This is a genomic window from Paenibacillus swuensis (genome assembly GCF_001644605.1).
Classification (GTDB): Bacteria; Bacillota; Bacilli; order Paenibacillales; family DY6; genus Paenibacillus_N; species Paenibacillus_N swuensis.
Genome location: NZ_CP011388.1, coordinates 2,945,619 through 2,971,045, shown reverse-complemented (window position 1 = coordinate 2,971,045; position 25,427 = coordinate 2,945,619). Strand labels below are relative to the sequence as shown.

The 25,427-nt window shown below is 45.8% G+C and carries 18 protein-coding genes; 6 read left to right on the top strand and 12 right to left on the bottom strand.

Features of this window, described 5'->3' with window-relative positions; all coding sequences use genetic code 11:
* Positions 1-21 precede the first annotated feature (21 nt).
* Both SY83_RS13065 and SY83_RS13060 read right to left on the bottom strand, forming a co-directional pair.
* A complete protein-coding gene (locus tag SY83_RS13065) occupies positions 22-1,101 on the bottom strand; it encodes a mannose-1-phosphate guanylyltransferase (RefSeq protein WP_068607157.1) in 1,080 nt (359 codons plus the stop codon).
* Between the two features lie 23 nt (positions 1,102-1,124).
* The gene (locus tag SY83_RS13060) at positions 1,125-2,291 is read right to left on the bottom strand and encodes a glycosyltransferase (protein ID WP_231891248.1); all 1,167 of its coding nucleotides are present in this window, start codon (positions 2,289-2,291) and stop codon (positions 1,125-1,127) included.
* A gap of 354 nt (positions 2,292-2,645) precedes the next feature.
* On the opposite strand from SY83_RS13060, the gene SY83_RS13055 reads away from it, so the two are divergent.
* The 4 genes from SY83_RS13055 to SY83_RS23120 all read left to right on the top strand — a co-directional run bounded on the left by SY83_RS13055 (position 2,646) and on the right by SY83_RS23120 (position 7,412).
* Positions 2,646-5,126 carry an O-antigen ligase family protein gene (locus SY83_RS13055; protein WP_068607152.1) on the top strand — a complete coding sequence of 827 codons (2,481 nt, stop codon included), beginning with the start codon at positions 2,646-2,648 and terminating at the stop codon, positions 5,124-5,126.
* A gap of 169 nt (positions 5,127-5,295) precedes the next feature.
* A complete protein-coding gene (locus tag SY83_RS13050) occupies positions 5,296-6,843 on the top strand; it encodes an S-layer homology domain-containing protein (protein WP_068611093.1) in 1,548 nt (515 codons plus the stop codon).
* A gap of 168 nt (positions 6,844-7,011) precedes the next feature.
* The gene (locus SY83_RS13045) at positions 7,012-7,236 is read left to right on the top strand and encodes a hypothetical protein (protein ID WP_068607150.1); all 225 of its coding nucleotides are present in this window, start codon (positions 7,012-7,014) and stop codon (positions 7,234-7,236) included.
* 5 nt (positions 7,237-7,241) lie between these two features.
* Positions 7,242-7,412 (top strand): PIN domain-containing protein, encoded by a 171-nt coding sequence (locus tag SY83_RS23120; RefSeq protein ID WP_157279857.1) that lies wholly within the window; start codon positions 7,242-7,244, stop codon positions 7,410-7,412.
* Between the two features lie 180 nt (positions 7,413-7,592).
* Here the strand turns inward: SY83_RS23120 and groL are convergent, their stop codons facing one another.
* The 8 genes from groL to SY83_RS13005 form a co-directional block, all read right to left on the bottom strand.
* Positions 7,593-9,227 carry a chaperonin GroEL gene (gene groL / locus SY83_RS13040; RefSeq protein WP_068607148.1) on the bottom strand — a complete coding sequence of 545 codons (1,635 nt, stop codon included), beginning with the start codon at positions 9,225-9,227 and terminating at the stop codon, positions 7,593-7,595.
* A 117-nt stretch (positions 9,228-9,344) separates the two neighbouring features.
* Complete coding sequence (gene groES / locus SY83_RS13035; RefSeq protein WP_068607146.1) at positions 9,345-9,626, bottom strand: co-chaperone GroES; 282 nt, start codon at positions 9,624-9,626, stop codon at positions 9,345-9,347.
* 254 nt (positions 9,627-9,880) lie between these two features.
* Positions 9,881-10,654: a twin-arginine translocase subunit TatC gene (gene tatC, locus SY83_RS13030; RefSeq protein ID WP_197479852.1), complete on the bottom strand. Its 774-nt coding sequence runs from the start codon at positions 10,652-10,654 to the stop codon at positions 9,881-9,883.
* A 68-nt stretch (positions 10,655-10,722) separates the two neighbouring features.
* A complete protein-coding gene (gene tatA / locus SY83_RS13025; RefSeq protein ID WP_068607144.1) occupies positions 10,723-10,971 on the bottom strand; it encodes a twin-arginine translocase TatA/TatE family subunit in 249 nt (82 codons plus the stop codon).
* Between the two features lie 96 nt (positions 10,972-11,067).
* Entirely contained in the window at positions 11,068-12,078 is a 1,011-nt protein-coding gene (locus tag SY83_RS13020) for a molybdopterin-binding protein (protein ID WP_068607142.1), read from the bottom strand.
* Entirely contained in the window at positions 12,068-12,568 is a 501-nt protein-coding gene (locus SY83_RS13015; RefSeq protein WP_068607140.1) for a MogA/MoaB family molybdenum cofactor biosynthesis protein, read from the bottom strand. The genes SY83_RS13020 and SY83_RS13015 overlap by 11 nt, the downstream gene beginning before the upstream one ends.
* 23 nt (positions 12,569-12,591) lie before the next feature.
* The gene (gene moaC, locus SY83_RS13010) at positions 12,592-13,023 is read right to left on the bottom strand and encodes a cyclic pyranopterin monophosphate synthase MoaC (protein WP_068611091.1); all 432 of its coding nucleotides are present in this window, start codon (positions 13,021-13,023) and stop codon (positions 12,592-12,594) included.
* 153 nt (positions 13,024-13,176) lie between these two features.
* Positions 13,177-13,767 (bottom strand): 5-formyltetrahydrofolate cyclo-ligase, encoded by a 591-nt coding sequence (locus SY83_RS13005; protein ID WP_197479851.1) that lies wholly within the window; start codon positions 13,765-13,767, stop codon positions 13,177-13,179.
* A gap of 167 nt (positions 13,768-13,934) precedes the next feature.
* On the opposite strand from SY83_RS13005, the gene SY83_RS13000 reads away from it, so the two are divergent.
* Positions 13,935-15,869, top strand: coding sequence for an ABC-F family ATP-binding cassette domain-containing protein (locus SY83_RS13000; protein ID WP_068607137.1), 1,935 nt, complete (start codon positions 13,935-13,937; stop codon positions 15,867-15,869).
* Between the two features lie 37 nt (positions 15,870-15,906).
* A complete protein-coding gene (locus SY83_RS12995; protein ID WP_068607135.1) occupies positions 15,907-16,122 on the top strand; it encodes a hypothetical protein in 216 nt (71 codons plus the stop codon).
* Between the two features lie 322 nt (positions 16,123-16,444).
* On the opposite strand, the gene SY83_RS12990 is transcribed toward SY83_RS12995, so the two are convergent.
* Entirely contained in the window at positions 16,445-18,925 is a 2,481-nt protein-coding gene (locus tag SY83_RS12990) for a hypothetical protein (protein ID WP_068607133.1), read from the bottom strand.
* Positions 18,926-19,386: 461 nt separating this feature from the next.
* On the bottom strand, positions 19,387-25,311 hold the full coding sequence (locus SY83_RS12985; RefSeq protein WP_197479850.1) for a glycoside hydrolase family 78 protein: 5,925 nt from the start codon (positions 25,309-25,311) through the stop codon (positions 19,387-19,389).
* Positions 25,312-25,427: the final 116 nt, after the last annotated feature.

Genomic DNA, 25,427 nt, shown 5'->3' with positions numbered 1-25,427 from the left:
TCTGTTCTGTTCTCCTTTTGATTATAAATATTGTTCTAGTTTTTGAATTTTAAGCTCTTTGATTATAGATTTAATTTCTTGAGCTTTATTTTTATGACATATTAATGTGACGTCTTCTGTGTCTACAATAATTAAGTCATCAACACCTAATGTTGCAATTAATTTGCCATTGCTTTCGATAATACACCCTTTGGTATCCAGGTTAAGAATGTTACCACGAACCACGTTACCGTTTTCGTCGAGCTCGTCGATTCGCTCAAGGGCTGTCCAGCTTCCTACATCATCCCATCCAAAAATACATGGAATTACATATATGTTATTGACCTTTTCCATAATACCATAATCTATTGAAATATCGGGCATTTTAGGAAATTCAGATTTGATAACTTCATTGCGAGTATTTGAGATAAATGCATGTTTCATCGTTTCTAGTAGATCATGCATATCCGGCATAAGTTTTTGGATATGATTACGAATCACACTGACTTTCCAGACAAATATACCACTATTCCAGTAGAAATTACCTGCCTCAATGTACTTTTTCGCTGTATATTCGTTAGGCTTTTCTACGAATCTGCTAACTTTCTCAACACTTAATTCATTGAGTTCAAAGATGTCCATATTACTTTCGATATACCCATACCCTGTCTCCGGATAAGTTGGATTAATACCCAATGTAACTAGACTGTCATGCTTTTCACAAACTTCTACAGCGGTTCGTACTATTTGTAAAAATCCCTCTTCATTTTTAATGATGTGATCGGAAGGTAAGACAATCATAGAACTATTTGGAAATTTTTCTTCTATAATGATTGATGCTAGTCCTACACACGGAGCCGTATTCCGACCAATAGGTTCGACAATAATATTATCCTGAGGCAAATTTGGAATTTGCGCTTTTATCAACTCTGCATACAAATCATTAGTTACAATAAATATTTGTTCCAAAGGAATGAGTTTTTCCAGTCTCTGAATACTTTGTTGAAGCATAGATTTATTGCCTGATATATTTAAGAATTGTTTAGGTAACTTCGTTCTGCTCTTAGGCCAGAAACGTTCCCCTTTACCTCCAGCCATAACTACAGCAGTAATGGTATTCATATAATCTCCTCCGTGTGGTTTCTCTAGTAAAGTTGTATTTCCTTTAATCTATCTTTTATTAATTGACCTATACGCTGTGGTGAGTATTCAGTTAACATTGTCTCTTGACCGGCCCGTGATATCGATTTGTAATATTCAGAGTCGTTGGATAGTTTACTCATATACTCCGAAGCATGAGATGTATCAGGATCGGCCCAATCTTGATACGCTTTATAAGGTCCATAATCTCTACCCACTTTAACAAGTTTATAATTAACTACACAAGAATTGTAAGGGTTCATAAAGTCAGTGTTCGATGACCAATTCGTCCCTATAACAGCTTTTCCTAAGAACATTGCCTCTGCAAGCCCTAAACCAAATCCCTCAGAGCGGTGAAGAGAGACAAAACAATCTATCACATTCATTAAGCCATTCATTTCTGTCCTACTTAACGTTTCTTTGATGATGAATATGTTCGTATATGTACCTATCATCGCTACCAAATCCTTAATTTCACCCGGGTTGCTACTTGCATTATTTACTTTAAGAACTAGACCAACTGATTCATCCTCCGGAGAATATGCTTCTTGGAACGCACGAATGACCGCTTTCGGGTTTTTACGCTCTTGAAAGCTATGCACGTCGTACATCGACATAAATAAGAATCGATTTGTAGGAAGATTAAAATGAACACGGTCAAAGTGGACTTCTCCCAAATCAACGAAGATACTATGCGGAATCGTTATAACTGGAACCGGCGACTTCACCTTGATAGAGTCTGCAACAAAATTGGATGGAGCCCATACCTCATGAACAAGATTAAACCCAATCTTCCACTCGTCAGGAAAATCAGGAAGTTCCCAATGCCAATATCCTATATTATAGTGGTTGGTAAAGAATGAGTTGCCGAGATGAGCGTTCGCAAAAATCATTTGGTCAGCATTCAGATGAAAGATGTTAACTTTGAATTGGGCTTGATTTACTTCTTTATGAATCCATGTATGATCCTGCATTCTTGCGGGATTATTATACTCATAATTAATAATAGAGAAAGGTACTTCCGTTGCACTTATCGAGCGGGCAGCGATCCTGCAAGATTCACCGATTCCCATCTCAGCCCTACTATAACCAATTAAGTTAATACCTTTGGGATGTGTAGCATTCATATAAAGATCCCTGTTTATGGGTATAATATCTGCAGGATATGCCATCTCCAAAATGTTTGGTTTCAACAATTCCTTCACCCGGAAAGGGATGAAACGGTTTATGTATGGTTTTAATTTGACAATATATGCATATAAAGTCCTGGCTAGTCTAACACGCAACATTTTCATATCCATAAGCCTTCCTGTAGTATATTAAATTATGCAGTTTTATACATTTGTTCAGTAGAACATTACTATTTTATATTAAAACCCTTTTTACTACAATCAGTTTTATGTTAACTATGTTTTACTAGTTTATAGTTAAATGCTTTTTCTATCGAAAGTATGATTGGTTTGTTGTAAAATTTATGCTAGTATTTTTTATACTACACAATACTTATGCCATTAAAGGAGTCTATAATGAAACCGTCTGTTGCCCGAGAAGCCAAATTACCTAACAGTAGAATTGTACCTAACGAAAATTCTTCAATCATCTATTGGTGCTGCATGCTATTCCTTGGACTCTTCCTTTTCATCACCCCATTCTTTGCAGGGCTCTTTAACGGAGATGAAGTGAATTTTGAAAAGCCAATCTACTCTGCTTTAATATGGTCAGCAATCATCATCTTCCTTCTCTCCCTCTACTTCTTCTACAACTGGACCTTCACTGACAAGAAAGATCTAGCTGCTCTGCTCATTTGGCTTATTCCACTTACATATTTAATTAGTCATTTCAACGCAGCTTCGAAGCATTTGTCTATGAATCTAGTCCTGTTAAATGTAATGTACGCCTCCTTCTTTATACTCGGTCTTTATTTTATCCAACGTAAACTTGGTGCGACTTTGTTGCAGTATTTCATATTAGTTTCTGGCTATGTTATAGTTTTTTTCGGATTTTTCACATTCTTTGGCAACCTTTACTACCAAGATTCCGTTATATTAGAGCAGGGTATTCGTTTAACTTCCGTGTTTCAGTATGCTAACGCCTATGCGGCCTTATTAATTGCATTGCTATTCGCGGGTATATACACCATAATTCGTTCTAATTCTTGGTATAGCATAACGCTTCATGGTATTATGCTTGTCCCTGTGTTACTTTCCATTTTGCTCACGCTTTCGCGCGGTGGTATTGTGGTTATGCCTTTTATCATTTTATTAATTCTTCCTTTCCTAACACTTAGTAGGCAGCTACTATTCATCTTACATATGGGTGTAGCTGGAATTTTGTCGTTACTCATTTCTAGCAAAGTTACTGCATTAGGTCTGGAGATTGCGAATATCGTTCTCCCTACCGTCGCAACTACAGGCAAGGCTTCAACCATTTCTGTTTTTAGTTCTCAATCGATAACCGGCTGGGGTTTGCTGCTGCTTATGTCCTTGTTGTCTGGTGGAGCAAGTTTTCTTATCCAACGTTTTGTAGCCCCATGGTTAGAGAGATCATTAACTCGTTTCACGAAATACAAATACGCTCAGGTCATGATGCCTGCGGCTATGGTTCTGTTAGGTAGTCTAGGCATATATCTGCTGTTAGGAAGCAGTACATTTATTAAGCTGTTACCTGAAACCATGCAAGTCAGGATCGAATCGATTAACTTTAATACGCATAGTGTACTCGAACGTAATACGTTCTACCGAGACGCTGTTAAGATCATTAAAGAGAGTCCGATCATTGGTTCAGGCGGCGGCGGTTGGCTGAGTCTTTATCAACAATTTCAGAACAACCCTTACTCTAGTAAGCAAGCGCACAACTTCTTCCTGCAATATTTAATTGAAGTGGGAATCTTCGGATTTATTGTGTTTGTGACATTGGTATTGTGGGTATTTTATACTTATATTGTTAAATATTATAAATCTACCACTGAGCAGAAAGACCTACATTTCATATTTTATATCATTGCTTTAACCTTATTGGTTCACAGTGCGATCGATTTTGAAATGAGTTATGTGTATTTTGATTGCTTGTTCTACTTATGTTTAGGAGCTATGTTCTCTGGTATCCATTTTGAACCCTTTGTAAGCAGAGCCTCTGAATCTATCAACAAAGCAAGATGGGGTTATCCTGTAGCTTTAACGATCCTTGGAATCTTTCTTTTATTTATCTCATTAAGCAAATTAACAGCCAACAGCTCTTACAATGCCGCTTTATTTTATGCCCAGAATCAAAAGCCGTTGAATGAAGTATTTGTACCACTGGATAGTGCGATCAATAAAGAACCAGGTCATCCTATTTATAATGACACGAAGATTGACTTCTTACTTCAAGGATTTGACCAGACCAAAGATATAAATTATGTAAATCAAGCCAAGGAATTAATTGTCAACACCCGCAAATCAGAACCGAACAATCGAATGTTATTAGAGAAGGAATATCGATTGTACGTCTCTCAAGGCGATAACGAGAATGCGTTGAGGATGCTGGAAGAAGGAATTAAGAAATTCCCTTGGGAAATATCCTTCTACGAACGAGCTGCTGGACTACATGCCGATTTATGGCTTATGAACTTTAGCTCTGGACAATCTGCTGATAAGCAACATCTGGATCGTGTACAAGAACTCTATGTTACGGTTGTCGACAAAACGGCATATCTCGACAGTTTGCCTAAAGAACAATTGCGTGGACGTCCATTCAGTGTCACACCGAATTTGAGGTTATCGCTTGCCAAAGTCGCTTTCGCAAATAAAGATTTCAAAAAGACTTCGGAGACGTTACACCCCGCCATTTCGGAGGACTTTAGTAACGAAAACCAGTCGATCTCTCAACTTAACCGTAATATTGCTAGATTCTATATCGCTTCGCTAAACTTACTAGGTAATAAGGACGAAGCTTTATATAATAAATTAATAGCTGCTGACGCGAATGAAGTTAATTCCATCGAACAACTTCTCTCCTCAGTACGCTAAAATTCCCTAAGTTTCAACATTTTACTTTTTCTGTCTATTCATTTCATATGAATTCTGATAGAATAGCTAATGATTACCATAAGAAGGAGGTGAAATGAGACTAATGGTTCATGAAAAAAATGAATTTAACCCAAAACAGAAAAGTTCCACTAGGAGGAAAAACCATACTATGAAATCCGCTTTCTTGAAAAAGACCTCTGGTCTACTAGCACTTATGCTATTGCTTTCCGCATTAGCACCGGTTCTGGCATTTGCCGCAACAGGATTTAAAGACGTAAGCTACGACAACAGCACTCGTACCGTTAAAGGTCAAGTATACTTTGCAGACGGTGAAGTTGGAGTAGGTGAGTCCGTTTATGTTAATGTTTATGACGCTAACGGAGCAGTCCTTGGCAATGTATATGCTAAACAAGTCGGAGAATCCGTCTATGGCAATACATATTACAGCTTTAACCAAGTAATCGCTCCAACGTCAACAACAAAGATCACTTTGAACCCGTTCGTATGGGAAACAGTTAACAAAAGCGTTTACTCCGCTGTATACCATCACATAACTTTATCAAACGGTGGTAATGGTGGCGGTGGTATCTACATTCCAGGTGGAAATGTTAACGGTACTATCAACGTTATCGATTCCGTTAATGGATACGACATCACTAACGCTTTCACAAACAACACAACTGTAACAGTTATCTTCACTGGTGACACCGTTACAATTCCTGTTGACGCACTGAAAGAAGCAGCTAAGAAAGCTGGCGCTACTCTAATCGTTAAGAACGCTACTGGATATTACAAATTGCCACTATCCGTTCTTGATTTTGATGGTCTAGCTAAATCTGCTGGCGAAGCACTTAAATCTCTTAAATTAACTATTAAGAAAAATGCTACAGCTACTCCGGTAGAAGTTGATTTCTCCATTGATGCTATCGGCGTTACTGGAAAAACTGCTGCTCTAACAAGCTTTGGTAAAACTTACGTACAACGCGGTATCTTCACAACTACTGCTGCAGACGCTAAGACTTCTACTGTAGCTCGTAAAGACGGAAGCAAGTGGGCATTCGTTCCTTCCAAGTTTACAACAACTGAAGCTACTTTCTGGAGCACTACGAACAGCATCTATGCTGTTGTTGTAGGCGGCAAGAAGTTCGCTGACCTTGCTAAACATTGGTCTAAAGAAGAAGTTGAATTATTGGCTAGCAAGCTTGTAGTTGAAGGCGTAGCTGCTGATACATTCGCTCCGAACCGTAACATCACTCGTGCTGAATTCGCTGCACTTGCAGTTCGTTCCCTGGGCCTTACAGCTAGCACTTACAGTGTTACTAACAACACTTACAAATTCAGCGATGTTGCTGAAGGCAAATGGTACACTGCTGATGTAGCAGCTGCTGCAGCTGCTGGTATCGTTGTAGGTAATGACAAAGGTAAATTCTTGCCAGACGCTTTAATCACTCGTCAAGAACTAGCAGCAATGGTAGTTCGCGCGATGGCTTACGCTGGTAAAGAATCCAATCTTACTACTGCAGAACAAGCAACTGCTCTTGCTTCTTTCAAAGATGCTAGCAAATTGACTTGGGCTAAAGAAGAAGTTGCCGCAGCTGTTAAAGCTGGTGTAGTTCTTGGATATGCTGGTAAAGTATCTCCTACTGCAAATGCTACACGTGCTGAAGCTGCTTCCATGTTGAAACGTTTCCTTGGAACTGTTGGCTTCATCGACTAATAGCTAAATAAGAAATCCCGGAACTTCGGTTCCGGGATTTTTTTGTGTGTTCAATTTGTTGAACACTTCGTAAGGCGCTTTGTTCCGTGGTCGTATCCATTCATTCCATTATCGGGTATAATTGTAAATAAGATTTAGCAACATAATTCGATTAAGGAGTGGTTCTCCATGTCAATGGTACGCAAACTCCATCCTCATATTGCGAAAGACTTAAGGGAGTTTTTATCTATAAACAATATTTCCACCAAAAAACTTGTCATTGATCTTGAAGCAGAAACAATCGAGGACTTTGATGATTATTCCGTCGATGACATTTTAAGTGTAGCTGGAATTCTGAAGCCCGGGGAAGCACAAGAATTATTAGACCACATTAAGGAGTCACGGGAGGACTAGGGAAAATGACCCACAACCACTCCGGATATTTATTTGATTCGAACATCGTCATTGCCATTCTGGACAATGATCATTCCGTAGTTAACTTAGTACGACAAGCGCAAGAAGAACAACGGCAAATATTCTTTTCGACCATTACGGAATGTGAAGTACTAAGTGGTCTCAAACACAGCTAACTTGGTACTGGTTTCCCGTGATTCCGACATGAACTTTGTTACGAATGAGTATGGAATGACATTGCTAAAAATATAGGGTCAAATAAGAAGAGGCTTCTCACAAGTTCAAATTGAACTGTGAGAAGCCTCTTCTTATTTTTATATGGTCAGACCGTTAATGCATAAGGGCTGAAGCCCTTATTACATCATGCCGCCCATACCGCCCATGCCGCCCATGTCTGGCATGCCGCCGCCTGTGCCCTTCGGCTCTGGCTTGTCAGCGATAACCGCTTCCGTTGTCAGGAACATCGCTGCAACGGATGCAGCGTTCTGCAACGCTGAGCGTGTTACTTTCGCTGGGTCAACGATACCGGCTTGGATCATGTTAACCCACTCGCCAGTTGCAGCGTTAAAGCCGATGCCTGTTTCTTCTTTCTTCAGGCGCTCAACGATAACGGAACCTTCAAGACCAGCATTCGCCGCAATCGTACGAACCGGCTCTTCCAGGGAGCGAAGGATCAGGTTTACGCCTGTTTGCTCATCGCCAGTTGCCGATACAGCTGCTACAGCTGCAAATACGTTCACAAGCGCTGTACCGCCGCCTGCTACGATACCTTCTTCAACCGCTGCGCGAGTCGCGTTCAAAGCATCTTCGATGCGAAGCTTACGCTCTTTCAGCTCAGTTTCCGTTGCTGCGCCGACTTTGATTACCGCTACGCCGCCGGACAATTTCGCCAGACGCTCTTGCAGTTTCTCTTTATCGAACTCGGAAGTAGTCTCTTCCAATTGAGTACGGATTTGGTTCACGCGAGCGGAGATGTCAGCCGGTTGGCCGTTTCCGTCAACGATGATTGTGTTTTCTTTAGTTACGCGGATTTGACGAGCGCGTCCCAGTTGATCTACAGTCGTGGATTTCAGATCCAATCCAAGCTCTTCTGTAATCACTTGGCCGCCAGTCAAAGCAGCGATATCTTGCAACATAGCTTTACGACGGTCACCGAAGCCCGGAGCTTTAACCGCTACGCAAGTGAATGTTCCGCGAAGTTTGTTTACAACCAATGTAGCTTGAGCTTCGCCTTCAACATCTTCAGCGATGATCAACAATGGACGACCTTGTTGAACGACTTTCTCAAGAACAGGCAGGATTTCCTGGATGTTCGTAAGCTTCTTGTCTGTGATCAAGATGTACGGATCTTCAAGAACAGCTTCCATTTTGTCCGTGTCCGTGATCATGTATGGGGAGATATATCCGCGATCGAATTGCATACCTTCGACCACTTCAAGCTCAGTCAGGAATCCACGGGATTCTTCAACGGTGATAACGCCGTCTTTGCCGACTTTCTCCATCGCTTCAGCGATCAGTTCGCCAACTTCGTCGTCAGCCGCGGAGATTGCCGCAACTTGTGCGATTTCTTGTTTCGTTTCGATTGGCTTAGCGATAGCCTTAAGCTCTTCAACAGCCGCTCTAACCGCTTTGTCGATCCCTTTGCGAAGAACCATAGGGTTTGCGCCCGCAGTAACGTTCTTCAGACCTTCACGAATCATAGCTTGTGCAAGAACGGTTGCTGTTGTTGTTCCGTCGCCGGCAACATCATTCGTCTTCGTAGCTACTTCTTTAACCAGTTGCGCACCCATGTTCTCGAATGCATCTTCCAGCTCGATTTCTTTAGCAATCGTAACACCATCGTTCGTAATAAGCGGGGAACCGAATTTCTTCTCAAGAACGACGTTACGTCCTTTAGGTCCCAATGTTACTTTAACTGCGTTCGCAAGCGCGTCCACACCACGAAGCATAGCGCGGCGTGCGTCTTCGCTGAATTTAATTTCTTTAGCCATGAGTAAAATGCCTCCCTAGTTTAAATTAGTATAGTTTAGCGACCCTGACGATCGCTTATGTGTTTATTGAGATTCTATAAGTAGGTTACAGAGTTGAACCTCTCACGAGAGTTGATATTATGCAAGAACTGCAAGAATATCGCTTTCACGAAGAATCAGAAGCTCGCGGCCTTCGAATTTCACTTCTGTGCCTGCGTATTTGGAGAAAATGATGCGGTCTCCTTCTTTCACTTCCAGAGGAACACGAACGCCGTCTTTCAGCGTGCCGCTGCCTACAGCAACTACTTTGCCTTCTTGTGGCTTTTCTTTAGCTGTTTCTGGCAATACGATTCCGCTTGCAGTCGTTTCCTCCTTAGCAATAGCTTCAATTACTACGCGATCACCTAATGGTTTAATCATGAGAAAATTTGCCTCCTTTGGATTTGGTAAGGATGTGTCGATTTATGTTAGCACTCAATATGCTCAAGTGCTAATAACAATTTTTATAATACGGAATTTCGAGGAAGATTTCAAGTCCTTCTGAATCTTTTTAACAAAAAATTCTCAAACCTTCATCATTGTAACCAATATTTGGGTGTATATTCGATCTCTAGATGAAAAAAACACACCGATCCTTATTATCTTAGGTCGGTGTGCTTTGCGTCTATATGCAATTAGGTGGGATCCGTTCTGCTGTAATCCGCTTCCCACGCCGCGTCCGCCGCCAACTGCTTACGGTAGATCATGCCAGACAGCAATACGCTGAACTCATAGAGCAGCAATAACGGGATGGCCACGAGGATGTCGGAGATGAAATCCGGCGGCGTGACCAGCGTAGCTACGACAATGAGCGCGAAGTAGGCTACTTTACGGATTTTGCGTAGGAGTCGTGGATTGAGAATTCGCAGCTTGGTCAGGAACATCACGATGACCGGCAACTCAAACAGCAGCGCCATCGGCAACACGATGTTAAACATAAACGTAAAGTACTGGCTCACACCGTACGTCTCGACCAAGTTCAAACTGCGTGTAACGGTTGATGTGAAATTAAAGGCCAGCGGAAAGATCACATAGTACGCGAACGCAACGCCTGTAAGAAACAGCAGTACGGCAATCGGAATATACCGAAGTGTGGCCATCCGCTCCTCCGGACGTAAACCCGGACTGACAAACGACCAGATCTGATACAGAATCATAGGCAGCGCCAGAATTAATGCGATTATAAACGCGAACTTCATATATATGCTGATCCCGTCCCACAGGGAAAATGCGTGCCACGACATCGACGCCGCCGGCTCTGTGGATTTAAGGTACTCTATAATCGGCTGTGCCGCAAAAAATCCAACCACCATGCCCAGCACGAGGATGATCAGGATCCAGATGATTCTTTTGCGCAACTCACCCAAATGTTCAACTAAGGACATATCGTCCATCGGTTCCATTCCCATACACCTACACCTTCTCCCGGACATAACAATCCCCTCCCGTTGGCGGAAGGGGCAACTCTTACATTCAATTATTCAGGCAACCGGCGGTTGTCGTCTTTACGTTCGGCATCGAGCCTCCCGGCATCTCCGGGTGTAATATCCTGACGGCGCGGCTTATCATCATCGTCAGACATCATATCTTTGGCCCCTTGCTTAAATTCACGCAACGTTCTTCCGAATGCGCGTCCCAGCTCAGGCAACTTATTCGGTCCGAACAACAGTAATGCAATAACTACTAATAGAATAAAACCCGTAGGTCCGATACTGTTTAAACCCATGAATATTCCTCCAGGTAGACGAATTGTCGTGCTATCTTCCCATTGTATCCGATTCTTGTCCCAAAAACATCGGTTTCCGGAAATTGTAACGAAAACTTAACAACCCTGCATACCGCCATACCCCATCGCCACTATATCTTCGCGCAAAATAACTTCACCCGCACAAACTCTCGGCAACAGCACATCAAAGGAAGTATAAGGATCATGCATCACACAACCCGGTAAACCCATAATCGGAATGCCGTCCAAATAAGCCATCATCAGCATCGATCCGGGCAGCATCGGGGTGCCGTAACTGACAATCTCCGCCCCGGAAGCTTTAATCGCGCCCGGTGTCCGATCGTCCGGGTCGACTGACATGCCTCCCGTCACCAGAATGAGCTCACAACCGGCATCCTTGAAGTAATGAATTTCCTCCACAATGCGTTTCATATCATCCGATACAAGCCGCTGCTCGATCACCTCGGAGCCGAAAGCGGCTACTTTGTTCCGGACGACAGGGCCGAATTTGTCCTGAATCCGCCCTTTGAACACTTCGCTGCCGGTTGTGATTAACCCGACCTTTAATGAACGAAAAGGCTTCACGGACACCAACGCCTGCCCCCCGCCGCCATACTCCGCAGCCAACCTTTCCACGGTTGCGATTTTGCTTTCCTCCACGATCAACGGGATCACGCGTGTTCCGACTAACGCTTGCCCAGGTTGCACAACCGTATCCGACTTCACCGTCGCCATCGCAATTTCACCAAGACGATTCACTTCATCTATGAAAGGCTTGTGAATGTAGGCCAACCCGTGAATTTCAGACTTTAACGTCACTTTTCCCTCATGGGGACTTGACAACACAATGTGATTTCCGCATACAGCCCTAGCCATGCGCCCCGCCGCTTCATCCTCGTGCAGATAGCCTTGCTGCAATTCCATAATGTAAATATGTTCTTTGCCGATGTTCAGTAAGCTTGGGATATCCTGCTCGGTAATGACATGGCCCTTATGAAACAAACGGCCCTTAAATTGCCCAGGAATAATCTGGGTCAAATCATGGGCCAGCACCATCCCGACCGCATCCTCCACTTTAACTTCGCGAAGCATGGAATCAGGATTCATACGTATGTTCTCCGATACGTCCCGTCAGAATTTGCAAGGCATGCGGCAATTGATCCATAATCGCATCCAAATTCTCAGCTACGCCCTTAGGACTGCCCGGCAAATTAATAATCAGCGTCTGTCCGCGCAATCCGCAAATTCCCCGCGAAAGCATCGCCCGGCGTGTTTTCTCCATCGAGGCGATCCGCATCGCTTCGGCGATTCCCGGCACTAACCGTTCCACGACCTTGAGCGTGGCTTCCGGCGTAACATCACGCGGACTTAGCCCGGTTCCGCCTGTGGTCAGGATCAGATCCGCTTGGTAGTACTCCGCCATTTCAATCAACGCCGCGCTGATATCATTCACCTCGTCCGGAACGATCCGGTATTCCACGATTTCTCCCTGAAGTTCTTCTTCCACCAGCTCGCGAATAACCTGAGCGCTTGTATCTTCCCGTTCTCCCCGTGACCCCTTGTCACTGGCAGTCAATATTGCAACTCTCCAATTCATGCTCTATCCCTCCCCTGATTAATTTAGGTTACAGAAGTGTAATCGCTCTTACCCCCGGTTTTGGAAATAAGCAGCGTAGGTCCGATAATCATATCCTTTTGCACAGCCTTGCACATATCGTATACGGTCAAAGCCGTTGCAGAGACAGCGGTTAAAGCCTCCATCTCCACCCCGGTTTTTCCGGTTGTTCTCACTGTTGCTTCTATATATAACTCATGATGACCATTATCGCTAAATTCAATATTAATTCCTGTCAGAGGCAACGGATGACACATGGGAATCCAATTCGCCGTGTTCTTGGCCGCCATAATACCCGCCACTTGTGAAACCGCCAGCACATCGCCTTTGGCTAAACCGCCTTTACGGATCAGAACCAATGTATCGGGGTGCATGGTAACTGTTGTTCTTGCGCATGCTTCCCGCTTGGTGATCTCTTTGTCCGAAACGTCGACCATATGCGCGCGTCCCTGTTCATTGAAATGCGTGAAACCGCCTGAATCGCTCACAGAACCGCCTCCGTTTAATTGTGAGAACTTCCTGTAATTTTCGTGACTTTGTCCACATTGTTTCATGCTCAGGAAAGCTTGTCAACTGAAGTTAATAAATTATTAAGTTTTGGAAATACAATCCAGAGTACCCTGCTCCGTAACCAGCTGTTGAACGTCGAAATCATGCGGTTCCATGGGGATCTGATCAACCAGCTGACATTGAAACGCGATGCCTATGCGGACTGGCGAATTTGTACTCCCAACAACCTTTTGCAGAAAACGGTCATAATATCCTCCGCCCATCCCAAGCCTTCCCCCATTACGGTCAAAAGCAGACCCAGGAACGATCAGCGCAACGGCCTCCTCCCAAGCTTCATAAAGCTCCAAGCCCTCTCTCGGCTCCAAAATACCATATGCACCCTGAACGAGGTCATCCGATTTATTAATGATATAAAACATCATGGAGCGCTTCGCCATATCCACTTTGGGTACGGCAATGTTGCCGCCGCGCTTCCGCCACCAATCCATTAAAGGAGTAACGTCGATTTCAGTTCCAAACGGAATGTAGGTTAACAGGGTCGAGCCTGATTTGAAATAAGAGGTTAGCAAGTGTTGCGCATGTATACAGGCGGCTTTGGATTTCTCTGCATGTTCCTGTGAGGTGAGCTCTGCACGTTGGCGGATGACTTCGGCTCTTAACAGCTTTTTCATATCCTTTAGATCCGTCATAGTTCCAAATCCATTCTTTGAAAGATGATTATAGTTATATTTTAACATGTTTTGGGGCGAAATCAGAATGTGTTTCCGGGGGGATGCTGTCGCAACCTGCTGAAAATTCATGTAAACTAGAGGAAGCAAGATTTTCGGGAGGGTTTCACATGTTGCTTCAAGCCAACAGCATACGCAAAAATTACGGAGTAAAAACAGTCTTATCAAATATATCGCTTCAAGTTTTGGAGAAAGAACGAATTGGTCTGGTAGGCGTCAACGGGGCGGGCAAATCCACTTTGCTGAAAATACTGGCCGGTGAGATGAGCCATGACGGCGGGGAGATCTTCAAATCCAAGGAAACGAAAATCGGCTATCTAGCCCAGAACAGCGGGTTACAGTCCGACCGTACGATCTGGAATGAGATGTTGCATGTGTTCGCGCCTATTTTGGCTGTGGAGAAGGAGATTCGGGAGTTGGAAGCTCGGATGTCGGAGCCGGAGGTGCTGGCGAATGAGCGGGAGTATGCGGATGTCATGCAACGCTATGCGGCCAAGTCGGAGTGGTTTCGGGAACAAGGCGGCTACGAGATTCAGGCGCGCATTCGCGGCGTCCTTCACGGCATGGGATTCGGCGACTTCCCTGCGGAGACGTTAATACATACATTAAGCGGCGGGCAAAAAACGCGTTTGGCCTTAGCGCGCATCCTCCTTCAATCCCCGGACCTGCTGATGCTCGATGAGCCAACCAACTATCTTGATATTCCTACATTAACTTGGCTGGAAGGGTATCTGCGTTCTTATCCGGGCGCGATTCTGGTTGTGTCGCATGACCGCTACTTCCTGGATGCATTAGTTGGCACCATCTACGAGATTGAGCGTCATCAATCGAAGCGTTATACCGGTAACTATTCTCGTTTTATGGAACTGAAGGCTCAGGAATATGAGATTCAGATGAAATTGTTTGAGAAACAGCAAGATGAGATTTCGAAGCTCGAGGATTTTGTGCAAAAGAATATTGTGCGGGCCTCTACAACGAAACGGGCTCAAAGTCGGCGCAAGGCACTTGAGAAAATGGATCGCCTCGACAAGCCTATGGGGGATTTAAAGAAAGCCAGCTTCTCCTTTGAGGTGGAGCAAACGACAGGAAAAGACGTGCTGTTCGTGCAGGATGTGTCGGTTTCTTTTGACGGTGAGGTGAAACTGTTCGATCATGTGACTTTCGACCTGAAACGCGGGGATACGGCGGCGCTGATCGGTCCGAACGGTATCGGTAAATCTACGCTGCTTAAGACTTTGGTCGGGCAGCGGGAGCCCTTCTCGGGAAGTTATCGTTGGGGTTCGAACGTGAAAATCGGATATTACGATCAGGAACAAACGGGTCTGAACCCGCAGAACACGGTGCTGGAAGAGCTTTGGAGCAACTATTCGCATTTGGAGGAATCCCGGATTCGTACGGTGTTGGGCAATTTTCTATTTAGCGGCGAGGATGTGTTGAAGCGCATTTCGGCGTTGAGCGGCGGGGAGAAGGCACGGGTTTCTTTGGCCAAGCTGATGTTGTTGAAGGCTAACGTGCTGATTCTCGATGAGCCTACGAATCATTTGGACCTATATAGCAAGGAAGTGTTGGAGGCTTCGTTGATGGATTTCGACGGCACTCTGCTTTTTATATCGCATGATCGATACTTCCTGAACAAGATGGCTGAGAGAATTGTTGAATTGACTCCGGGCGGCGCTAATCATTTCCTGGGAAATTATGATGAATATTTAGAGAAGCTGCAAGAAATTGAGGAGTTAAAAGCCGAAGAACAGCAAAAAACGGCGAAAGATAAGCCATCCCGGCCATCAGACGCTGTCGAAAAAGCAGTAAGCTATGAATCGGAGAAGCAAGCCAAACGGGATGAACGCAACCGGCAACGAAAGTTGGAGCAGTTGGAAGCGGAAATTGCCCGATTGGAGTCGGATATTACCGAGAAGGAAGTCGAAATGGCGAATCCCGTTGTATTTAACGATTATGTGCTCTTACAGGAAATTACCACCAAAATCGAGCAATCGAAACAGGCTTTGGAAAATATTTATGCGGAGTGGGAAAGTTTGATGGAGTGATGGAGTGAATGAGGTGCGAGTGAGGAGCGTGTGCGGAGTGCTGGGCGTGTGCGGAGCGTGTGCGGAGCAGCATTTAGAGAATTTTAGCCAAGAGCCGCAAGCAGGTGTTTTGTTGGTGCTGCTGGCAATGCTGGATATCCTGAATATGCTGATCGTGCTGGTTGTGCTGGTTGTGCTGGTCTGCATTCACACTTTAAGGAACCTGTTTTCGCTCGTCTTACACTCATTTACCTTATTTTTGACAACTAATTAATAATTTCGGAAAACAAAGAAACGAACTTCCTTCATGTGCTTTCTAGGCATCACATGAGAGAAATTCGTTTCTTTATTTTTGTATTATCACCGAAATTCTCGGGGAATAGCGTAAATGTGCTGCATTTGAGAGAAAGTGATTTCCTTATGTATGAAATGGCAGACAGAATGCTCCACTTTAGCTAGATCCGAGCGGCTATAATGTGCATTTGTACACTATCGCGGTAAAACTCAATTGGTCAAGGTAGGATAAGGCCATTTATTCATTATGGCTCCACTGTTAGCTAGATCTGCTCGGCTACAATGCGCTGCGGTTATGTACATTATCGCGATTGGGGAGCGTCCTGCAGGCGCAGCAGCAACATCGGGACGGCCACGTACACGATGAGCGTCGCGGCGGCGACAATGCCCGAGTCATTCAGGACGAGCACGGCAATGGCGCCGACGGTATTCGCGCTAAACCCGTGCATCACATACGGGTAGCGCGCCTGCCACTCGCGGAACACCCCGCGAGGGCGAAACACAATCACCGCCATGACCACCAAGGAGGTGATCAGCACTTTGCTCCAGGCGGAGACGTTGATCAAATGCCAGTTCATCTGAAGCTTGCGCAAGATGATGTGGCCGATTTGATCAAGTCGACCCTCCTGGAGCAGCTGCAGCGCGCGCCCGATGTGGCTCTGCTGTGCTGTTGCCGCGGGCGGCAGCAGCACAGCGTTGAGGAGCCACAACAGGGCTAGCGCTGCAGCGCCCGAGGCTGCTGCGACCAGCAGCAGCCTCGGCACGGAAATGGGCCGCAGGCCATTTCCGGGGAGCATGCGCAGCGCGGCGGCGCCGAAGGCGATGGCGGCGGCAATGGCGCCGCCCGCGTCCGCCCCGAGCGCCGGCGCGGCGAGAAAGGCGACCGCGAGCAGGAACGCGGCCGCTACACCCAGCTTGTACGCGCGAATTGTACCGCGCGACACGCCGAACACCGCGCTGCGCGGAACGAGCTTGCCGCGCAGCGCATCCGTGGTGGTGCTCACCGTACGCACTATATACTCCGCTTCTTCCTCCTCCACCGTCGCAGAGTGAATTTGCGAACGCGTGATGTGCAACGTTCCTGCATCCCCGTGCCCCGCTTCTCCATTGCCCTTTTCCGTTCCCGCATCACCATGCCCCGCTCCCGTATCTGCCCGTCCAGCTCCCGCATCCCCCAGCTCCGCCTGAGGACTCTTCTTCTTCCGCCATTGAAGCTGCTGCAGAAGCAATGATGCCGCTAGCACGACCGCTCCGATAAACACACCTTCAAATTCATTGCCGATGCCGTAATAGCGCGCGCCTACCATGGGATCATAGCCAAGCACGGATCGCTCCATTGCGCTGGATCCCGTAAAAGCATCCGCGACCACAAACAGAACAATCCCTAAGCTTAACACGGTTAATGAAAACTCATGTCTTCGGTAACTCAGGAAATAACCCGTTGCCAAACTTCCTAGTATAAAGATGGAAACCAGGCCGGCAATGGACCAATGAGACAACCATCCCATAGCCAACAGCAGAATCGGCGCGGCCAAGATAGATAACAAACACATTCGAATCCAGAACAAACCTCTCCGCCATCTGAGCAAAACAGCCATTAAACTCAACAGAAGAACGATGACCTCATACGTCACCAACGAATAGAGCAGACTTGGGCGTAGCTTATATACGGTCTGCATTTCCTGCAGCTCACGTTGCAACCAGGCAGCCCCGCCGGTCATTTTTTCCGCGGTCATCGGCATGCCCTTCATCTGCTGAGGGATCGGGATATCCCATGCCTGCAGCACCGTAGGGGCAATGTCCACATTGGCTACGAGTCCTGGCTGCTTCGTCGTCCCTGAGCTTAACATCGACTGTTGATGGAAGCCTATAGGACCTTTCACAATTCCCTTAACATTTCCCCCCTGCCAAACCAACACCGGAGCAAGTAAAGATTTCTCCGCTACAGCATCGGTATTGACGGACGGCGAGAATAGAATAAGACGATCCTTCTCTCCCAGCTGTTTGGATAATTGAGCAATAAAATCATCCATTTGGCCAAGAATAGTCTTCTTGGACTCTGTCCACTTTTGTGCCGAATAGAATCCTTGCGACACATACAGCCGATCCAGATCCCCCAGCTCAAACATGACCGCAGCCGAACCAGCAGGCAACGCCGACCATTCCTGCAGCATCGCTTGATAATTTGTTGTATTCGGCAAGGAGCTTGTCTCATCTCTGATCAGCATCGTTCCGCCCATATTTCCATAAGGGATAACACCTTGTTGATCCATCATCATATAGGCCGCTTGGCGCTTAATGACTAATTGATTGGGACGGTCCGAAGGAAGCGCATCCCGATTTCCAAACAGATAGACAGGAATCTTATTCTTATGTAAAGTTTCGCCTAATAAGCCTGCTTCGGCGTCATGAAGTCTTTTCTTATTCTCAGCTTGCAAATGTGCAATCTCCGGAACCACAATCGCGCTGTTCGCAGGAATGGGACCGACTTGAATTTCATAAAGCTTCTGGGGTGTGATGACATAGCCGGGTGCTTCAACCGAAGGTGCCGCCGCGGGAGCGCCAGCGCCAATCGTCAGATAACTGTTCGACTCACCTTTGAGCGGAGTACGTATATTTAGAGCCCCTAAAGCTCCTCGAGAAGCCAGCTCATTAACTTGGGTAAGACTGGCAAAATCATCGAAAGATAAGTCCGGAATGGCAACCAGCACGACTTTGCTTGCTTTAGCAGAATTGTCGGCTAAGCCGGTGGCCTGGATTGGCAATAAAGTTATTAACATCATCAATAGTACACCCATGAACATAAAACTTGTCCGTCTACGCCGCGGTCTGCACAACACCACAAATGCCCCCTTTTTAATGACTTACATCCTATGGAATGCCCACAGTCTCTCCTGATTAAGAAAGCGCTATACAACGTATACACATATCCACAAGGTTATGCACAGTATGAACAGGCTAATTTTATTGATTTGTAAAGCTTTTCGAATCTATCCACCGTTTTATCCACATTATCCACAATTTTCATTGAAAAAGATATCCTCTATTTTGCACACATCACAAATCCTGTTGATTCAAAGATTTAATAATGTTATCCACAATTGTCCACAGGCACTGTTAACAAAATGTCCACAGCACGACGGCACGGAGAGATATTGTATCATATCCGCACAAAAGCAGCCACCCGTTTGTACGGAATGACTGCTTTCTTTATTCAATCGCTTTTAATGAATCGCGTGCGTTTCTATGACCTCCCAGATCTGTCCCGAAGTTCAACAAGTACCGTTGTTATTTTGACGGCGCTGTTACTCCAATACGAGGTAAACCGAAACGAATATGTGCCGTCCGCCAAACCGTCCATCGATTGTTGCCATAACTCGCCGGTCCAGTTGCCTGAAGGTGTGGACGTAAGCTCGACGGAATGCCCTGTGGATTCAAAGCGAACATGGACTCTCGTCGGTTTGGTAGAGGAACCTCCTGTATCCGTGAGTTGTGAACGAAGCCTGAATTTCTCTCCCGCCCAAAACACATCCCTCCCACGAGGCGCATCCGAACTCCCCGTTTCTTTCAGATTGTACTCTATCCGTTTCTGATCCCAGAGTTCTGTATGAAACACCTCGCCAATGATCGTTAGAGGAAGAACGATAATCGTTTTGCTCACAGGCTCACTGGTCATTCCATAAAGGTCGGTAGCTGTTAATGTTACATGGTAAGGTCCGATTCGATCAATCGTTTCCGCATAAGATAAGGCGCCGTTCTGGGTAGCAAAAGATTTCGTTAACCCCCCAGGTCCGGTAATTTGCCACTGATAGGTCATAGCATCGCCGTCGGGGTCTGTTGATAAGTTCGCGAGGTTAATGACGTCTCCTTCATAGGTTGGCGTCGGGCTCCACTCGAAATCGGCCACAGGCGCCCGGTTAATGATCATCCAAGTGGTTTGGGACCAAGGAGACCAGGTGTGCAAGTTATCTTGAACTCTAACGCGGACTTGAAGCTTCTGCCCACGCGGCAAGTCTTGATCCAGGTTCCACCATTGGGTGCCCGCACCCGATTGTTGCCAGAGAGGGCCTGTGTCCCTCAGGACATGATTAGCTTCGTTAAGGATCTGGATATGAAAGCCTTGGAACACCGTGCCGGCGTCTGGGTCCGTTTGATTCCATTTGAGCGTAGGACGAGTGGAAATCATCGGTGTAGGTGATCCCTGTGTTCCGGATGGAACGATCATGACCGCGTTGGGCTCCCTGTTGATCAGCATCCACTGGGTTGTCGAATACGCGGACCAATGATCCTGATTATCCCTTACTCGCACCCGAACCCTCAGCTTTTCGTTGGCAGGCAAATCACGGTTAACAGCCCAGTTCGCCCAGGTATTACTCGTCCATTGACCGCTTTCTCCTGTGTCCAGCAGCATTTGGGTATTTTGTTCGTTTGAAATAAGGATCTGATAACCTGTAAACACATTACCTGCATCAGGATCCGACTGTGCCCATGTTATGTTGGGTCTCAACGTCGAATAGAGGGTCGGAGCGGACTGAGTGCCGTTAGGGTTTGTTAAAGCTGCCGCAGGCGGAAACATATTGCCTGGCCCCGTAACGGTGGCATTCAAATATTCAACATTCCAATCGGACCATGCGCCGTATTCGTCTTGAACCGCCATTCCCACCTCATATGTGCCTGTCTCTTGCGGTGAGGTTAGCTTTTCGTAGAACGTGGCTCCGCTTGGAGATACATAATAATATTTGGCCTGCAAAATACCCCGATTCGAACCATAAGGAATACCTGTCGGCTCTGTGGAATAATGCCCTGGGCTCAGCCATCGATCCGGGTCATAGCTGCTGTCATGCCATCGAACAGAATAATTCGGGTTTAGAGATAGCGTGAACAGGGAAATAGGTTTGCGGTGTATGATGACATTGTTGGCGTATACATTCGACTTTTGCCTGTAGCTGTTAAACATCATATCTCCATACCGATGCTCCGGGTGAGGGTCATCCTTGGTGGAATATGAGATCCGGTACAGTCCCACTTTATCTAAAATGGGGTTGGATGTATTAAAAGTTCGATTGTGCAATGAAGATGCCCCGGATTTTCCGTCACCCGCATCCAGAAATTTTTGGGAAAGCTGCTCGTACTTCCACTCATTGAGCGCAGGGATGGCCGGGTCATTTTCCGTATCCATCATGAAGGCTGAGTACTCTAACTCCTCCCCCACAATTCCGTAATTGTTCACTTTGCTGCTGCCGTTAAGCTGGGACAAATCCGCATAGGTTACCGCTTTAAACTCCGCTTTCCCGATCTCGGTAAAGGGCCCGAAGGTGCCGTTCTTATAGGAGCTTTCTTGTGTAGTAATGAGCGGCACCCCGTTAATGTAAACTTTGATTTGGTCTCCCATTCGCATGATTTTGAACGTATGATAGGTGCTTTTGGCCAATGGGTAAGGGATCTCCCGAAGTATAGTCTTCTGTCCGTTCGTAATCCGTACAAGGCGGGTATGATTCGGGTTGCTTTCCACTCGGAGCATGTTTTGATGGTTCAGGATCCCAAAGGACATCCCCGCCGCAAGGTCATGTTGAAACTTGTTCATACGTAACGTGTAAGAGATTTGGTAGCTGTCTCCGAGCGCATAGTTGGCTGGCGTGGTTGGTATGAGCTGATTTAACGTAAACCGGTTGGATGTAGTTTCTTTCGTGCTGTCAATGATAACCGTATTTACATAGTCGCTGTCTGTACTGAAATTATGGCTGTTTATGTTGACCAGTATTGTTCCGTCCGGTAAAAATGTCGGAAAAGAGTAATAGTGGGAATATCCCTCGCTTACATTCGGTCGGTATCCGCTTAACTCAGCGATTATACTGGTTGCTCCCGTCAAAATATTCACTTTCATCAGCCTGGACTCCAGTGTATAAATCAGAAACCCGTCATTCGTAATAATACTGGAATGTGTATTTGCATGACCGGGTGTAGTCCAGCGAATGGTCCCGTTAGAATCTACCGCGCTCATAGCATTGATGGTGCCATTGTAATAACTGTAAATAAAGATGTTTTCGTATCGACCGGTGTAGCTTGTCCATCCGTTCGAGGCTAACAATTCTTGCTCGGATTGATATTGATAGAGAGAGAAGCTGCTGTGATTGGAGTTGACTACACCGATTGCTTTTTCATCCGCGCTCATATAGGGCTCGCCATACCAATAAAAGCGGTGGTTGAGCGTTCGTTTCAGAGCTCTGGTTGCACCGTCATAGACATTCAATCTCCACTGCGCATCCGCACCGTAAATGTAGTCCCCGTTCGGCAACAAGCTCATTCCATAGGAGGATGTGTTGTTATCCTGATAGGTTGACCACGGGCCGCCGTTCAATGGACGATCCCAGCTGTAGGAATTCACCGTTCCGTCCGTACCGATCCAACGGTCTTCGTAACCGAGATCAACGGGTGTTTTGATAAAATCACTATAGTTAACCATAGTTACAACAGGGGGATTGGTTAATGTAATAAAATCATGAATGTTGTAACCCTTCACCCGATCCACATAATAGCTTTCATAGCCCCAGCCTTGCTCGCGGACGTATATGATTTTATTCTCATAATCGATTCGATGCGGTCCGTCAAACATCACATTGTGTAAATTTCCGGTTCTGGCGGGATCGGGGTAGGATGGTTTGTATTTTTTGATATACACGTAAGCGGCTGTGGATCCTCCATAGTCATATTGCTTCCAGGATAGGTAATAGCCGTCTTCCAAATAGTAGGTTCTGCCGTTTTCGCGGTCACCGGTGCTGAAGGGTTGGTCCATCAGCGTAATCGTAGGGTTTGTTGGCGCATCTATGGTCGGCTTTTGGAAGGGAACGGCAGCAAGGACGCCTGTGTGGGGATTTCGCATCCACGCCTTGGATTTATTGGCATGAAGGTAATCGTTGCTCGTCCACGCGCCGCTCATGAAATCAATGACCGTAACGGGTTTATTGTTGATCGCAAACGGTTCTGTAGTAGTAGACGAAACCGTAAATGAAACAAAAGGACTGTCGTTGACCACTTCAAAATCATAGCAACCTCTGGCGTCCTTCCCCCAATCTTCACGGACATAAACACAAAACTGGTATTTACCCACGCGGGTTGGGTTGAAGGTGAAGGTTTTCTGCGGTGTCATCGTTATAGGTTGTTGCCCGTCGTCCGCAAACGTACCGTTATGATTGGCATCGTATTTATAGGTGACTGAATTGGTAACAATGTTATCTCCGTCGGGGCTATAGGATGTATTTCGAAATAGTACATTGGAGTTACGAACTGCCTTATCTGTGTATTCTAGCTTGGGGGTTGGCGGGATATCCGGTTTAACGGTCAGTGTATGGGTATCTGGTGCCAGCGACTGTAGTCCGATTTCGTCAAACACGTCAAGTGAAAGAATTTCGGTTCCTATGTCGGGATACATGGTTCTGAGATTCGTCCATTGATCGCGGCTGTGATCGATTTGCCTGCCCATATGACTGAAGCTCGCGTTAGCGTCGAAAGGAGGGGAAACCGGTCGGCCTTCGACCACTTCGGTAGGTCCTGTGATGACGGGGATTGGATTTTCGGGTACAACTTCAATCACGGTTGAAAGAATCGCTGTTGCGCCGAATTCGTCACGGATGGTTGCCTTTACGCGGTGAGTGCCTACTTTATCCATGAGCACGTTGAGATAGCCAATGTCAGTATAATTATTGGCGTATTTCATATCAATTTCTTTGGTCCAAGCATCGCTTTCTGAAAAATCAAAGCCCACGAGGTAGATATCATCTCCATCTGGGTCATGCGGTGTGGGTACGCGCGGATCTTGGATAAGGATTAAGTCTAAACGTGTTCCTTCCAATACAGTTGTTAACGGTTTCGTTCGATCTGAAGAGCGGACAAATCCAATCTGGCCTTGAGGTGGATTGTTATTTTGCGGGCCTGTTATTTCGAGTGTTTTGGGACCGATAATGATTTCTCCACAATTACTGTGGATGGTTAAAGAGATTTGATGGCTGCCGACGCCCATTACATAGGGATAATTCGATTCGGTGTAGCTGCTGTCTTGGGTTTTGGAGTAAACAAACGGGGAAGTGTATGTTGTACCGTCACGAGTGATTTTGAACGTGTGTCGTGAGTATGAACAGGACCCGCTATTCGTGATATCCTTCGGGTGTAGTGTGAAGCTGTCTCTGTACTTAATGTTTGGTCCGGGTAGAATGTCGAAGTCTCCTGTGATTCCTCCGCCACCAGCTGCAGCGCTGAATGTATCTTGTCTTTCGTTGTTAGTTTCGCTGGCTTCAGTTATTGATCCTGCTGGATCGACAATCGTTTGATAGGTACGAGTAGCTCCTGAGGTGGGGAAGGAATCTTGGAAGGTAAAAGTTTTCTTCTGCCCCCCTGTAAACCCTCCGGAAATGGTGGTGTTCTTAACCAATCTCCCTGTTTGGTCGAATACTTTCACGGCAACGGGAGTTGAACTGGGAATGGCTTGTGTGCCAATGTTCTGAACCTCTACTGTGAATGTAATGGTCGATCCGATCGGGATAGAGGGTTTGTCTGGGGTGACGGAAGTTGGGGTTAAGTCTGGTTGGTTGGGTGGTGCTATAACAGTTAGGGTGTATGAATCCACCAACGTGTATCCATCTTTGATCCAAGTTGCTTTTATTGTTGTCGTTCCTTGGGAAATCGTTGTGATTTTTCCTGAGTCACTGATTGTTGCAACACCTTTGTTTGTCGAGTCCCAAGTTGTTTCTGTTGCTTGAGTTACATTAACGGGACCCGACCAAACATTGGAATCAAAGTTTTTTACTTTAATATTGGCTGATGCATTTGAGGTTTGCCCAAGGGATATAGATGAAGAGCCGGCTACATCGACTTCTTTGGATTCTTCTATGTAACCTGTCCATTCATACTCAAAGATAAGCGGGTATTCCACACGGAACTTTGGACCGTTTGGACCGTTTCCATAGCTACTGTGAAAACCATGGCTATAACTTACTCCACTGCGAGTAACAATGTGCACCGTAACTCCATCTGGATCGGTATGTGAATCTACGATATCCAGATAATTAATGGTTCCAATTTTCTTCGGGTGACCATTCATCTTAAGATCTTTTATAACGGATTTAGCGTATGCTTTACCCGAAACTAATAGCTGGTCAGGAAAATAATTGTTCATATTTAGTATAGCAGGCACATTAGTATCCTCTGGAAGAGGAATACCTTTAGCGTTGGTGTTGGCGGTAACCACGTCAGATGCTGTGCCGACCTTTTCTGCAACCCATTTTAAGTCGT